The organism is Sphingobium sp. 15-1 (assembly GCF_013375535.1).
Classification (GTDB): domain Bacteria; phylum Pseudomonadota; class Alphaproteobacteria; order Sphingomonadales; family Sphingomonadaceae; genus Sphingobium; species Sphingobium aromaticivastans.
The window spans coordinates 2,275,969-2,290,080 of the sequence record NZ_JABXJG010000001.1; the positions used below are offsets into that span (position 1 = coordinate 2,275,969).

14 protein-coding genes and 2 pseudogenes are annotated in these 14,112 nt (G+C 62.5%); 9 read left to right on the forward strand and 7 right to left on the reverse strand.

What is annotated here, in order from left to right:
• Nucleotides 1-4 precede the first annotated feature (4 nt).
• The 3 genes from istB to HUK72_RS10835 form a co-directional block, all read right to left on the reverse strand.
• Nucleotides 5-733, reverse strand: coding sequence for an IS21-like element helper ATPase IstB (istB, locus tag HUK72_RS10825; RefSeq protein WP_176595381.1), 729 nt, complete (start codon nt 731-733; stop codon nt 5-7).
• A complete protein-coding gene (gene istA, locus HUK72_RS10830) occupies nt 720-2,234 on the reverse strand; it encodes an IS21 family transposase (RefSeq protein WP_176597709.1) in 1,515 nt (504 codons plus the stop codon). The genes istB and istA overlap by 14 nt, the downstream gene beginning before the upstream one ends.
• Before the next feature lie 118 nt (nt 2,235-2,352).
• A complete protein-coding gene (locus HUK72_RS10835; RefSeq protein ID WP_176596777.1) occupies nt 2,353-3,936 on the reverse strand; it encodes a fatty acyl-CoA synthetase in 1,584 nt (527 codons plus the stop codon).
• Nucleotides 3,937-4,148: 212 nt separating this feature from the next.
• Between HUK72_RS10835 and HUK72_RS10840 the strand changes: the two genes are divergently transcribed.
• The 9 genes and pseudogenes from HUK72_RS10840 (at nt 4,149) to HUK72_RS27230 (ending at nt 10,437) form a co-directional block, all read left to right on the forward strand.
• The gene (locus HUK72_RS10840) at nt 4,149-4,766 is read left to right on the forward strand and encodes an RraA family protein (protein WP_176596778.1); all 618 of its coding nucleotides are present in this window, start codon (nt 4,149-4,151) and stop codon (nt 4,764-4,766) included.
• A gap of 19 nt (nt 4,767-4,785) precedes the next feature.
• Nucleotides 4,786-5,808: an amidohydrolase family protein gene (locus HUK72_RS10845; protein WP_176596779.1), complete on the forward strand. Its 1,023-nt coding sequence runs from the start codon at nt 4,786-4,788 to the stop codon at nt 5,806-5,808.
• A gap of 3 nt (nt 5,809-5,811) precedes the next feature.
• Entirely contained in the window at nt 5,812-6,819 is a 1,008-nt protein-coding gene (locus HUK72_RS10850) for a hypothetical protein (RefSeq protein ID WP_176596780.1), read from the forward strand.
• Nucleotides 6,819-7,217 (forward strand): RidA family protein, encoded by a 399-nt coding sequence (locus tag HUK72_RS10855; RefSeq protein WP_255325669.1) that lies wholly within the window; start codon nt 6,819-6,821, stop codon nt 7,215-7,217. Before HUK72_RS10850 ends, HUK72_RS10855 begins: the two co-directional genes overlap by 1 nt.
• Nucleotides 7,210-7,878: an RraA family protein gene (locus HUK72_RS10860; RefSeq protein ID WP_176596782.1), complete on the forward strand. Its 669-nt coding sequence runs from the start codon at nt 7,210-7,212 to the stop codon at nt 7,876-7,878. Before HUK72_RS10855 ends, HUK72_RS10860 begins: the two co-directional genes overlap by 8 nt.
• On the forward strand, nt 7,875-8,531 hold the full coding sequence (locus HUK72_RS10865; protein WP_176596783.1) for an RraA family protein: 657 nt from the start codon (nt 7,875-7,877) through the stop codon (nt 8,529-8,531). Before HUK72_RS10860 ends, HUK72_RS10865 begins: the two co-directional genes overlap by 4 nt.
• 56 nt (nt 8,532-8,587) lie before the next feature.
• Nucleotides 8,588-9,298 (forward strand): TetR/AcrR family transcriptional regulator, encoded by a 711-nt coding sequence (locus tag HUK72_RS10870; protein ID WP_176596784.1) that lies wholly within the window; start codon nt 8,588-8,590, stop codon nt 9,296-9,298.
• Between the two features lie 154 nt (nt 9,299-9,452).
• A pseudogene (locus HUK72_RS27620) lies at nt 9,453-10,142 on the forward strand (NAD-dependent epimerase/dehydratase family protein); the annotation flags it as partial.
• A 40-nt stretch (nt 10,143-10,182) separates the two neighbouring features.
• Nucleotides 10,183-10,437: a hypothetical protein gene (locus HUK72_RS27230; protein ID WP_255325670.1), complete on the forward strand. Its 255-nt coding sequence runs from the start codon at nt 10,183-10,185 to the stop codon at nt 10,435-10,437.
• 9 nt (nt 10,438-10,446) lie between these two features.
• Here the strand turns inward: HUK72_RS27230 and HUK72_RS10880 are convergent, their stop codons facing one another.
• The 4 genes and pseudogenes from HUK72_RS10880 to HUK72_RS10895 form a co-directional block, all read right to left on the reverse strand.
• Nucleotides 10,447-11,613, reverse strand: a complete 1,167-nt coding sequence (locus HUK72_RS10880) for an acetyl-CoA C-acetyltransferase (RefSeq protein ID WP_176596786.1) — start codon at nt 11,611-11,613, stop codon at nt 10,447-10,449.
• Between the two features lie 3 nt (nt 11,614-11,616).
• A pseudogene (locus HUK72_RS10885) lies at nt 11,617-12,164 on the reverse strand (enoyl-CoA hydratase-related protein).
• Nucleotides 12,136-12,897 (reverse strand): SDR family NAD(P)-dependent oxidoreductase, encoded by a 762-nt coding sequence (locus HUK72_RS10890; RefSeq protein WP_176597823.1) that lies wholly within the window; start codon nt 12,895-12,897, stop codon nt 12,136-12,138. Before HUK72_RS10890 ends, HUK72_RS10885 begins: the two are co-directional and overlap by 29 nt.
• Before the next feature lie 52 nt (nt 12,898-12,949).
• Complete coding sequence (locus tag HUK72_RS10895) at nt 12,950-14,074, reverse strand: NAD(P)-dependent alcohol dehydrogenase (protein WP_176596787.1); 1,125 nt, start codon at nt 14,072-14,074, stop codon at nt 12,950-12,952.
• Nucleotides 14,075-14,112: the final 38 nt, after the last annotated feature.

The window sequence follows — 14,112 nt, forward strand, 5'->3', positions numbered from 1 at the left end:
CGTCTCAGCTTCGGTTTTTGAACCGCCAGCTATCGTTGCCGGTCTCGATAATGTCGCAGTGGTGGGTGACGCGGTCCAGCAGCGCCGTTGTCATTTTGGCATCCTGGAAGACGCTCGGCCATTCGCCGAAGGCGAGATTGGTGGTGATGATCACCGAGGTCTTTTCATAGAGTTTGCTGATCAGATGGAACAGCATCTGCCCTCCTGAACGGGCGAACGGCAGATACCCGAGTTCGTCCAGCACCACGACGTCCAGGCGGGCCATCTGGGCGGCCAGGTTGCCAGCCTTGGCCTGCCGGGTTTCCTCCTCCAGACGATTGACCAGGTCGACAGTATTGAAGAACCGTCCTCTCGACCCGGCACGAACCACGGCAGCGGCGATGGCAAGCGCGAGATGTGTCTTGCCGGTGCCGGTGCCACCAACCAGTACGATATTGCGCCTTTCCGGCAGGAATGAACCGGCATGGAGTGAACGCACCAGGCTTTCGTTGATCGGTGTATCGGCGAACACAAAGCCGTCGAGATCCTTGATGGCCGGCAGCCTGGCCGCAGTCATGCGGTATCGGATCGAAGCGGCTTCTCGATGCGCGCCTTCAGCGCGGAGCAGGTCGCCGAGCATCTCCATGGCGGTCCGGTCACGACGGACGCCGTTGGTAACGGCATCGTCGAACGCGGCGATCATGCCCTTTAGGCCCAGCCCCTTCAGGGCTGCCAACATCTCATGCCGCTGCATCGAGGCCTCGCACCATGTCATAACGCGCGCAGTCGGCGATGGGCGGATGCTTGAGCTTCAGATCGACCAGGACGCTGATGGCCTGGGTGGGCTGGGGTTCGCGTCGGCGCGACAGGATGTTGAGGATCACTTCGTCATTGGCCGTACCCGCCATCATAGCTTCGCGGACGGCAGCTTCGACCGCCTCCAGCCCATCTTCGGGCACTGCTGCCAGCACCCGGACGAAGCGCCGATCTGCGTCATCGCTTTTGCCCAGCTTGCGGCGCAGTTGGGCCAGGGCCGGCGGAAGATCCCAGTCCTGGAAGGGAGCGCCGTTGCGCAATGCTCCCGGCTTGCGGATCAGGACCGGCAGATAATGCCAAGGGTTGAACGCCGTCTGGTTGCGGCCGAACACGCGAGCATGCTCGGCAACCGCTTGGCCTGCACAACGGATGACGATCCTGTCGGCATAGGCGCGCAGTTGCACCGCCTCCCGGGCCGCACTCGCCATGACCGAGTATCGGTTGCGATCGAAGCTCACCAGGCAGGTTGCGCTCGCCACATGTTCGCTCTCGAAGAAGCCGTCAAAGGGCGTGGCCAATGACTGCAGCGAGGATCGTTCCATCTCCAGCGCCTGCGCAATGGTCATGTCTTCCAGATCTGGATGGGCATAACGCTCGGCCCACCGTCGGCACTCGGCCTCCAGCCAGGCGTTCAGCTCTTCGAGGCTGGCAAAGCGCAACCGGGGCTTGAACAGCCGCTCCCGGCTGGTCTGGACCTGGTTCTCGACCTGTCCCTTCTCCCAGCCTGCCGCCGGGCTGCAAGCCACAGGCTCGACGCCATAATGATCCGTCATGATCAGGAAGCGCCGGTTGAACACCCGCTCCTTGCCGGTGAACACGCTCGTCACCGCGGTCTTCATGTTGTCGTAAATGCCGCGCGTCGGCACCCCGCCAAAAAAGGCAAAGCCCCGGGCATGCGCGTCAAAGAGCATCTCCTGGGTCTCGCGCGGATAGGCCCGCACATACGGCGCCCGCGACCAGCACAACCGCATATGAGCTACCTTCACCCGCATCGGCTTGCCGGCGATCTCCACGTCCTCGTGGCTCCAGTCGAACTGATAGGCCTCACCCGGCCGGAACATGAGCGGGATGAACACCTTGCTCATATCGCCGCCGTCGGTCCGGCGTTCGCGCTTCCAGCGTGCCGCATAGCGCCGAACCGCATCGTAGGAGCCGGTGAAACCCTCACGCTCCAGAAGATCGTGTATCCGTGTCAGCCGTAGCCGATCACGCCGGGGCCGTTCCTCGTTCTGCACCAACAACTCGTCCAGCCGTTCGCGAAATGGCCCGGTCTGCGGTCGAGGCTGCTCCTTGCGTTCGTAGCTGAAATCCGCCTCCGGCGCACGGATCGCCTTGCGCACCGTGTTGCGCGACAACCGTAAATCACGCGCGATCTCTTTGATCGGCTTACCTTCCCTGTGCTCCCTGCGAATCTTGGCAATAGTCTCCACAATCAACATCCCCATCCTCGCCGCCTGGAAGTCCAAGCCGCGACGCCTCACACTCTGGAATGATGGGGGTCAATTTTAGACGCCGATCACCCCGCTAAGGGGGTCAATTTTGCACGCCGCTCCACACCTAGCTATTCATCAGCTGCAGCCGCAGTTCGCGCTTCAATATCTTGCCGCTGGCATTTCGCGGCAGGCTATCAAGGAAGACGACCCGCTTTGGCACTTTGAAACCCGCAAGCTTGGTCCGGCAGCCCATTATCACCTCTGCTTCGCCGAGGATGTGCCCTGATCGGGGCACGATAACGGCAGTCACCGCCTCGATCCATCGGGGATCGGGCAATCCTATCACCGCCGCTTCCGAAACGGCGGGCATGGCGTACAGCGCCTCCTCGACCTCACGCGACGATACATTCTCGCCGCCCGTCTTGATCATGTCCTTTTTGCGATCGACGATCGTGATATAGCCCTCATCGTCCTGCGTCGCGAGGTCGCCGCTGTGGAACCATCCGCCGGCGAACGCCTCGGCGGTTCGTTCCGGATCATTCCAATAGTGGCTCATCAATTGCGGGGAGCGATGAACGACCTCGCCAATTTCTCCAGGCGGCACATCCTGCATCAAGTCATCGACGATTCGCGTTTCGACATGTAGCGCCGGCCGCCCGGCCGAGCCGATCTTCCGCACCTGGTCCTCGGGCTGCAAAAGTGTCGCTATGCATGCCGTCTCGGTCTGACCATAGCAATTCCACAAGCGCAGTCCTGGCATCCGCTCGCCCAGTTCCCGCAGGACTTCGACGGGCATGATCGATGCGCCGTAATAACCATGCGTAAGCGTGGCCATGGCGTCCTCATCCCCCTCCCCTCGGCGCAAAAGATCGATCCATATGGTGGGGGGGCAAAATAATGAAGTCGCGCGATGCTGGCACACCGCCGCGATTATTTTGTCAGGCGCGGGACTATCGAGTATGACACTCGTCGCCCCGACGCTCAAGCCGGGCGCCATGAAACCGTCCAGTTGCGCGCAGTGAAATAGCGGCAAGGCATTGATGACGACGGCTTGCGAGTTCCAGTCGCAACCGTAGACAGCGCCCTGAACCTGCCAGAGAATGGCCTCGTGCGTCAGCACCGCGCCTTTCGGGCGAGACTCGGTTCCACTCGTATAAAGTATCTGGGCCGGATCGCGCCCGTTGATTGAGGGCAACGCGGCCAGGGATTTTTCGCCCGCCGCGATCAGTTGCGTCAGCCCATCCTCACCCGGCGGGCACGATCCAACGTCAGGCAGAGGCATGATCCGCGACGCCGTTGCGAGATCAACGGCATCTGTGGCGACGCCAATGCAGGCTTGGTCCGCAAAGAGCAGGACTGCGCCGCTATTTGTGAGGATGAAGGCCACTTCCTCGGCGGTCAGCATGAAATTGATCGGCACTAGGATCGCTCCGGCGCGGGCGACGCCAAAGCGCAGCCCGACGAACCAATGACTATTACGCGCGATAACCGCGACCCGGTCGCCTCGCGCTACGCCGGCCGCCAGCAAGCCGCGCGCAATGCGATCGGCCATCTCGTCCAGCGTCCTGTAAGTCCAGCATTCCTCATCGAATATGAGGGCGATCTTGTCCGGCATTCGTCCCGCCGTGCGCCGGAGCATGGCACCAAGCGATTGCTGGCGCGCAATCCCACTCGCTTCGGTCTGCATCGCAGCCTTCTCCTCTGCCATTATTTCCTCTCCTCGCTCCACCACTCGTCGCCCGCGCAAAAAAACGGAGTTGACGGACTATTTAATAGTCCATATTTGTCCACCTGGACAATATCAAATTTTGGGAGGGTTTTGGTGTCTTACATGCCCGTGACGATAAGTCTTTCACCCGCGTGCAGCGGTCGTCGGCTCAGCGGCGAGCCGGGGGGCAAGCTCCTCCCGGATGTCCGGACATGAAGAGCCGCGCCATCGCCCTGGATGATGTCCGCGCTCTATCGAGCGCTTCGCTTCACGAGGCGGCAGGACGGATCGGCGCGCTGCCGAGTAACATCAAGCCCATCGATCGCAGGATGGTGCTGCATGGCCATGCGCTGCCTGTGCGCTGTCCTGCCGGCGACAATCTCTGGATCCACCGCGCGATGGCGCAGGCGGCCGAAGGCGATGTCCTGGTTGTCGATTGCGGATTGGGGAGCGAGTTCGGATATTGGGGCGAGATCATGGGCACCTCCGCGAAAGCGCTCGGCATTGCAGGATTGGTCATCACCGGCGGCGTGCGCGATGTCTTGGCGTTGCGGGCTCTCGGTCTGCCGACCTTCAGCGCCAGCGTTTGTATCCAGGGAACCGCGAAGGATCCGGACGACGCGGGAGCGGTCGGCGAGGACATTTGCATCGGCGCGGTGACGATAAGGCGCGGCGATCTCGTCGTCGGCGACGCCGACGGTGTTTTGGTCCTCTCGCCCGATGCTGCGGCCCGCGCTGTTCCAATCGCGCACGAGCGCGATGCAGGCGAAGCCATCATCCTCGATCAGGTGCGCGCCGGCGCGCTGACGCTCGACGTCTACAATCTCTAGCTCCAACGGAGCCGTTCGCATGATCATCGACGTTCATTCGCATCTTTGGGCACCGCCCGAACTCAACGCCAACGGCATGAACCTACTCGGCAGTGATGGCAGCTATGCCGGAATGGAGCCGAAGATTCCCGATGACCGTTTCCTCGATCATCTACAGGTGTTGTTCAAGGCGCTCGATCTGGTCGGCACGGACTTCCAGATGGTGTCGCCTCGCCCCTTCACGATGCTCCATTCGCGCGGTGCGCGGCTGGTCGACGTATGGACTCGCTGGACAAACAACGCGATCGCGCAACAGGTCCGCCTCGCGCCCGATCGATTCCTCGGCATGGCAGGATTGCCGCAGGTTCCCGGCGAGCCGATCGCACGCGTCTTCCCGGAGATGGACCGCTGTATCGCCGAGCTCGGTTTCAACTCGATCCTGATCAACCCTGACCCATCCGAAGGCGCTGGCGGAGTGCCGCCGATGGGCGATCCTTATTGGTATCCGCTGTACGAGCGCATGTGCGAGCATGACGTGCCTGCTTTGATCCATGCGGCATCATGCTGCAACGGGCGCGAAACCTACGCCAATCACTTCATCACCGAACATTCGATCGCCTTGCTCTCGATGATCAAGGCAGGCGTCATGCAGCGTTTTCCCAAGCTCAAAATCATCGTCGCACATGGCGGAGGATCAGTGCCCTACCAGGTCGGCCGCTGGCGCGCCGAGCGCGGCGCATTCCCCAATTTCGGCAAGGGCAGCGTCGAAGGGAAGATGAACGAGCAGGAAGGCACGTTCGACGATGCTCTGCGCTGCTTCCATTTCGATACCTGCCTGCACTCGCCCCTTTCGGTCGAATTGCTGCTCAAGGTCGTCGGAACCGATGCCGTCTGCTTCGGGACCGAGCGGATCGGCAGCGGATCGCAGATCAACCCCGCGACCGGCCGCTCCTTCGACGATATGAAGCCGGACATCGAAGCCATGGGATTTCTCACCGCGGAGGACCGCCACAAGATTTTCGAGGGCAACGCGCGGCGGCTATTCGCGCGCCTGCCGGATTGAACGATGGCAGAGATCGTCCTTGGAATAGGCGCGGCGCATAGCCCGCTTCTCGCCATCGATTGGGAGGAGTGGCAGCGGCGCGCCGAGGCGGATTTCCATAATCCCGAACTCAATCTGTCGGACGGACGGTTCCTGAGCTATGAGGAACTGGCGAGCGAAAACGGCGCGCCTTACGCATCGCTCGCGACGGCACAGCAGTTCGAGCAATCGGCGGGCCGTTCGCAGGCCGGCCTCGACCGCTTGGCAGACGCTCTTGAAGCCAGTGCGCCCGACGTCGTTGTGGTAGTAGGTGACGACCAGGGCGAATTATTCTCGCTGGCGAACACGCCGGCCATGTCGATCTATTATGGGGATGATATCCTCACCAACGATCATTGGGGACGCGACGACAAGCCTGTGTGGATGCGTGAAATGGCGAAAGGCTATGCGATGGACCGGATTCATCGCTTCCCGGCGGCGCCAGACCTCGCGCGCCAGGTCATCGATGGGCTGATGGACCGCCATGTCGACGTCGGCGCGGCGGCGCATGTCGATGATCCAGCGAAGGCCGGCTTTGGTCACGCCTTTGGCTTCATCGCCGAGCGGCTGTTTCGCGGGCGGCAAATCCCGATCCTTCCGATCCTGCTCAATACCTATTTTCCGCCTAACGTCATGCGTGCGGATCGCGCATTCCGGATCGGCCGGAAATTGCGCGGCGCGATCGAAGGAGCGGCCGATGGAGTGCGCGTCGCTGTCGTGGCATCGGGCGGACTGAGCCATTTCGTGGTGGATGAGGCGCTGGACCGCAAGGTGCTCGCCGGACTTGAACCCGGCCAGGATCATTTGCTGCGCGATGTCCCGCCCGAGGCGCTGCATTCGGGTTCGTCGGAAATTCTAAACTGGATCATGACCGCCGGCGCGGTCGAGCATTTGCCGCTGTCCTGGACCGAATATGAGCCCGTCCGCCGAACCCCCGCAGGAACCGGGGTCGGGCTCGCCTTTGCCTGCTGGGGCGCCGTTTCGAAGGAGTGATGATGTCGCGCAAGAGCATAAGGGTGGATGGATTCGACCATGGCACCCAACCCATTCCGGTCGCCAGCCGCAAAGGCCCGTTGCTTGTGACAGGGGGCATATACGGCCTCGACCCCGCAACCGGCAAGTTGCCGGACGATCCCGCTGCGCAGACCAAATTGATGTTCTGGCAGCTCACGCGTGTCCTCGGGGCGGCTGGCGCCAGCCTCGACGATGTCCTGCGCATGACGATCTATGCGAAAGTCCCGGAGGTGCGCGAACATGTGAACGAACACTGGCTCACAGCCTTTCCTGATGCGGACTCGCGTCCGGCTCGCCACACCCTGGCCTATGACGGCTTGCCGGCCAACATGCTCGTTCAGTGCGACGCGATCGCGATGGTCGAAAGCGATGACTAAGCCCGACATCGCCGAGCGGCTGGTCACGTTCGACAGCTGCACCATTTCCGACACCCTCGATCAATTGGGCCTTCCCGGCGCAGTCGCAGGTCTACAGCCGATGACCCTTCCTGGACGACGGATCGCCGGCCGGGTGATGACGGTCAAGCTTGGTCCGCCGCTGGAAGGACTACCCAAACGGCATCTCGGCGCCGGCGCGGTCATGGCCGCCGCTGCCGGTGACGTCATCGTCGTGGAGCATGCCCGTACCGACGTATCCGGCTGGGGCGGCCTGCTCAGCCGCGGCGCGGTCCGCAAAGGCATCGCGGCGGTGATCGTCGATGGCGGTTGTCGTGATGTGGATGAAAGCCGGGAACTGGGATTGCCGGTATTTGCGCGATCCGCAGTACCCATCACCGCGCGGGGCCGGGTCGCCGAACATGATTTTGATTGTCCCATCACAATCAGCGGCGTCGCAGTGAACCCCGGGGACTTCGTCGTCGCTGACGGAAGCGGCGCGGTCTTTGTCGCAGCGACCGAAGTTGAACGGGTGTTGGCGGCGGCAAGCCGGATCGCTTCCCGCGAGGCCCTGATGGCCCGCGACATCGAGGCCGGCAGGCCGATCGGCGACGTGATGGGCGCCGATTATGAAGACATGCTTAAGACGGAGAAATCAGAATGACCTCGACCGGCCTTTCCGGGCAGCTGTTGACGTTGGGCGTCACTGCCCTTTCCGATGCGCTCGATCGCCTCGGCATCGAAGGCCAGGCGTGCGGCATCATGCCGGTCGCACGGACCATGCGCTTTGCCGGGCCCGCTTTCACCGTTCGCATGGTTCCGGTTGGTCTGACCGGCGGCGTGGTGGGCGACTATATCGACGATGTGCCGCCCGGCGCGGTGGTCGTGATCGATAATAACGGCATCATGGACCAGACTGTCTGGGGCGACATCCTGACCTTTGTCGCCCATGCGAAGGGCATCGCCGGCACGGTGATCGACGGCGTCTGCCGCGATAGCGACCGCTGCGTCGAACTCGAATATCCGGTGTTCGCGCGCGGCAACACAATGCGCACCGGTAAGGACCGCGCCACTGCCGACGCCTATAACGTGCCGGTCCAGATCGCCGGAGTCCGGATCGATGCCGGTGACTGGCTGATCGGCGACGCCGACGGCGTGGTCGCTATACCCGCCCATCGCTTGCAGGAGGTGCTGGCGATCGCTGGAGAAATCGAAGCAGCCGAGGATCGCATCCGACAGGCCGTCGGCAAAGGGAAGCGTCTGGACGAAGCGCGGCGCCAAACGGGCTATCATGCGCTTCAAACCCGTCAGGAATGAGCGCGGACAATTCTAATCTGCTAGTTGCGATCCAAAACGGCTGCTAGGGATTGGCGATGTCGACCGAAGAGCAGAGCCACGATGCAGCCGGGAAAAAGCGTCGCAAACCCCAGCAGCGTGCGGAGGACACCCGGGAAAGGATTTTAGTCGCGGCCATTCGCGAATTCGCATTAGGCGGGTTCGACGGTGTCAGCACGCGCACTGTCGCAGAAGCGGCCGGCGTCAGACATGCGCTGGTAACCTATCATTTCCAGGGTAAGGAAGGCCTGTGGCGGGCGGCGCTCGATCGAACGGTGCGGACCTTCGTCGAGCGCCAGCGCGCGCGGCGGGGCGGCTTGCGCGGGGTCGATGACGTCCAGAAATTGCGGCTATTGCTGGAAGATTTCATCCGCTATTCGGCGGAAAATACCGATCTTCACCGGTTGATGACGCACGCGGCCAGCGGCTCCAGTCCTCAACTGGAGGAGATGATCTCGGAATATCTGAGCGGCTATTTCGCGATGATCGCCGACCTGATTGTCAAGGCGCAGAAAGCCGGCGCTTTCGTGCAAGGGGATCCCAACCACCTCCATTATCTTTTCATCGGCGCGACCACGCGCGTGTTCATGCAATCTCCGGAGGTCGAAAAGATCATCGGCTGCTCGCCTCTGTCCGACGCTTTCGTGCGCAAACATATACGCGAATGTTTGGGTCTGTTTTTCCGAGATACTTCTCCGGGGGCGGAACGGAGCGAGGATGGGCAGTCGAGCCGGAAATCTTCCGTCTAAGCCTGCCGCTATTCGTCGGCCGATCCGGACGTGCGTCGCCAATGGCGGCAACACCATCCAAATTATCTCATTAAATTGTCCATTTGGACTAGTAATTTCGAACCATTTTTGGCAGTCGCTATAAAGACGTTCTTCGTCGGTTCGATGCAGAAAAATGGAGAGGCGAGATGCTGCTCATTCTCAGTGGCAAGGGTTTGTCGGCCAGCATGTCGCGGCGACTCTGGCGGCGGCGGGGGAGCGCGTCGTGGTGACCGGGCGATCGGAAGCCCCGCCCTCTCCGCTGCTTCAGCCCTTCATCGAATCTGGCGCCGTCAGATCGGAGACTGTCGATGTGACAGACCCATTCGGTGTCATGGCGCTTTTTTCGCACTACAAGCCGTCCGCCGTGCTCGATGTCACAGGGCATTCGCCCAAGGCACTGGCACCGGCGGCCGACGTCCGCTTTCGCACCACTGCTCAGTTGAACACCCTGGAGGCGGCCAAGCTGGCCGGGACCCGGCGCGTCGTCCTCATGAGTTCGATGGATGTCTATTGGGGCCTGCCCACAAGCCATGCGCCCTATGACGAGGACATGCCGGTGCCCATCTTCGAACATGACGATCATTTCATCGTCCAATCCTGGGTGAAGAAGACGCTGGAGGTGATTGCCAATCTGTACCGCCGGCAGGCGGGCATGGACATCGTGCTGGCAAGGGGCGCTGGCATTTACGGGCCGCTCTATCGCACACGCATGAATGTTCCCAGCCGCCTCGCCCATGCTGCCGCGGGACGTCTCGATCTTGCAGCGAGCGCGCTTCCGCCGGCCGATGATGGATATGACCAGCTCTATGTGAAAGACATGGCTCGCGGCCTGTCACTCCTGCTGCTGGCCGATCGGTTGCAGCATGCCGCCTACAATCTGGGCAGCGGGCAAGCCGGCCTATGGAAGGTTCGCGAAGGCCGCGATGGCGGCGAGGCCTGGACTGACGCTGGCGCTCCCGTCCCGCGATGCACAGGCGATGGACTTTCCGCCCGACCCGATGGCTGGCCGCTGGATGGACATAAGCCGCGCCCGGGACGAGCTGGGTTTTGCACCGCGCTTCACGCCCGAAGCGGCAATGGCCGACTATATCGAATGGCTGGTCGACCATCCGCTCTAGACAAACGGGTCAGATGCGTTCGACTATCGTCACATTCGCGACTCCGCCGCCTTCGCACATCGTCTGCAAACCATAGCGACCGCCGCGCGCCTTGAGCGCATGCACTAGCGTCGCCATCAATTTGGTGCCCGACGCCCCGAGCGGATGGCCGAGCGCGATCGCGCCGCCGTTGACGTTGAGCCTCGCAGGGTCCGCCCCAATTGCCCTGAGCCACGCCATCGGGATTGCGGCGAACGCCTCATTCACCTCAAACAGGTCGATATCCTCAAGCTTGATGCCGGATCGCGCGAGCGCCTTCCTCGTCGCAGGGATCGGCTCTTCCAGCATGATCACCGGATCGCCGGCGGTAACCGTGAGATTGGCGATCCGCGCCAGCGGCGTCAGATTGAAATGCTTGAGCGCAGCTTCGCTGACGATCAATGCGCCCGAAGCGCCATCTGTCATCTGGCTGGCATTGGCAGCGGTGATCGTGCCGCCCTCCGCCAGGCATTTCACGGCTGCCATTTGCTCCATCGTGCCGCCGCGGCGGACGCCATCATCGGTGTCGAATATCCGGCCGTCCGGAGCCACCACGGGTATGATTTCGTCCCGGAATGCGCCACAGTCGATCGCCGCCGCCGCCTTCGCGTGGGACTCGAGCGCAAAGGCATCCATTTCTTCGCGCGTGAAACCATATTTGTCGGCTATGGCCTGCGCGCCGTGAAACTGGCTGAATTCCGCTACACCGTACCGATCCAGGATCGCCCGCGACCAGGGCCCGGCGCCGATACCGGCGGCGCGGTGCAATTGCCAGCTCGAATTCATCGGTACGCGCGTCATACTCTCGCTGCCAGCAGCAATGACGACATCTTGCGTGCCTGACATCACGGCCTGCGCCGCGAAATGCAGCGCCTGCTGCGACGATCCGCACTGCCGATCGATGGTCACGGCCGGGACGCTGTCCGGCAAATTGGAGGCAAGGACCAGATTGCGGCCGAATGCGAAGGCTTGCTCGCCCCCTTGGGTTACGCAACCGACGATCACATCCTCGACAGCGGCGGGATCGATTCCGGTACGCTTCACCAATGCGTTGAGCACGGTCGCCCCGAGATCCGCTGGATGGACGCCGATCAGGCCGCCCTTGCGCGCACGCCCGCCGGGCGTCCGCAGCGCTTCGATGATAAAAGCCTCGGACATCGGTCAAACTCCTTGGAAATCAGGGGCGCGCTTGCCGAGCAAGGCGGCGATGCCTTCACGGCTCTCGGCGTCCGCGCCGGCGGCGGATATGGCGTGCGTCTCGGCTTCGAGCTGTGCTTTGTATGTGGCGGCCGCACCGTCCAGCAGCAAGGCGCGCGTAACACCCAGCGCCCGCGTTGCGCCCTCGGCGAGCTTCCGCGTGATCGCCTCGCCCTGCTGCGCCAGCTCTGCGTCATCGACGACACGCGTGACCATGCCTATCGACTCGGCTTCATCGGCCTTGACGCGGCGATTGTCAGGATGATTTCCTGCGCGCGCTTCGTGCCAATCAGGCGGGGCAACAGCCAGGTAAGACCGCCATCGGGCACCAGGCCGATCATGCCATAAGCGGGCGTGAAGTGCGCCGAGCGGCTCGCAAGTACGATATCGCCTGAAAGCGCAAGCCCAAGCCCTGCCCCCGCCGCTGGCCCGTTGACCAATGTCACGAATGGCTTGGGCAAAAGGACATCGTCGCGCATGCCGTCAGCGCGGCGCCATGCGGATCGCACCATCGAGGCGGATGACTTCGCCGTTCAGCATGGGGTTGCGAATGATGGCTTCGACCAGCTGCGCATATTCCGCCGGCTTGCCCAACCGGCTCGGATGCGGAACCTGCGTACCCAGTGCGTCCTGAATATTTTGCGGGAAAGATTGCAGCATCGGCGTCAGAAAAATGCCCGGCGCGATGGTCATCACGCGGATCTTGTGGTGGGCGAGGTCGCGCGCCAACGGCAGGGTCATGCCGACGACGCCGCCTTTGGACGCACTGTAGGCCGCTTGGCCGATTTGACCGTCATAGGCGGCGACGGAAGCCGTATTGACGATCACGCCACCTTCTCCGTCAATCTGTTCAGCCGTCGCGAGCCGCGCCGAGAATTTGCATATGGCGTTAAATGTCCCTGTCAGGTTGACCGCGATCGTCTTTCCAAAAATGTCGAGCGGGTGCGGCATATTATCCTTGCCGACGGTCTTCACAGCTGGCGCGATGCCCGCGCAATTGACCAGGATGCGGGCCACACCATGTGCCGTTTCGGCCGCGTCCAAGCCGTCGGCAACGCTGGCATCATCGGCAACGTTCACTCTTGCAAAAATGCCGCCAAGCTCGTCGGCCGCCCGCCGCCCCGCCCCTTCATCGAGATCGAAGATCGCGACTTTTGCTCCTGCGTCGGCGAGCATCTTGGCGGTGGCATAGCCGAGGCCCGACGCACCGCCGGTCACGATCGCGGCGGTCCTGTCAATCTTCATCAGCGTCTCCAATTTCGTCGATCGATCGGTCAAAACTCGTCGCCGCTGGGCATCAACTCCATCGAATCACTGGCTTGATCACCGCCCCCGACACGCTATCCGCGATCGCCTGCTCGAATTCGGCATAGGGATAAAATTTGATCAGCCGATCGAAGGGAAATTCGCCTTTCGCAAAATGCCCAAGTATGCGCTCGATATTCATCTGCGCCGACCGCCCGCCTTCGGCAACGCCGCGGATGCTCCGCGAACCCAGAATGAGATCGCGTATGTCGAGCTTTACGCCCTCCTCGGCATGGGCGGCGACGGCGAGCACCCCGCGCTGCGCAAGAGCGGTCACTGCGCTTTGCACTACGTCCGCCCGCCCGGTTGTTTCGAGGATCCGGTCGATCCCTGCCGGCGCGATGGTCCGCAAACCCTCGGTCACGTCCTCACGGCTGGCATCGATCACATGTGTCGCGCCCAGCGACCTCGCCAACTCGAGCCGTGACGCGACGCGGTCGATCGCGACGATCCTCGTCGCGCCCGCAATCCGTGCGGCGATCAGGGAGCTCAGGCCGACCGCGCCTGATCCGAACACGGCAAAGCTCATGCCCGTTTCGACCTCAAGGACGTTCCACGCCGCACCGGCGCCCGTCATGATCCCACATCCGAGCGGTCCCAATGTTTCGAGAGGCAGGTCTTTCGACACCTTCACCACATTGTTGCGGTTGGCGATGGAATATTGCGCGAATGACGACTGACCGAAGAAGCGGTCATTGAGCGCACTGCCATCGACGCTGGTCAGGGCATGCGAGCCGTCGGGGCGCGCGCCTGAGAAGCACAGACGCCCGGCCTGGCCGCAGCTCGATTGGTGGCCGGAAGCGCACTCGCCGCAATCACCGCAGGCAAGGTAGGACATGATGACATGATCGCCCGGCGCCAGCCCTTCGACTTCATCGCCGACGGCTTCGACGATAGCGCTGCCTTCGTGGCCAAGCACGATCGGCTGGGGGCTCGGCCTCGCCTGCATGGCGGCAATATCCGTGTGACAGATACCGGTCGCCACATTGCGGACCAGTAGCTCGTCGGGGCGTGGCGGCGCGATCAGTACCTCTTCCAAAGTCCCGGCGGCGCCGGGTGCGCGCGACACGATGGCGGTGATGGGGAAGGGCTTTCGGCTGCGCGAAGGGTCGTTCATTTCATATCTCGCATGATCTGACGGCGATGGGTGCCGCA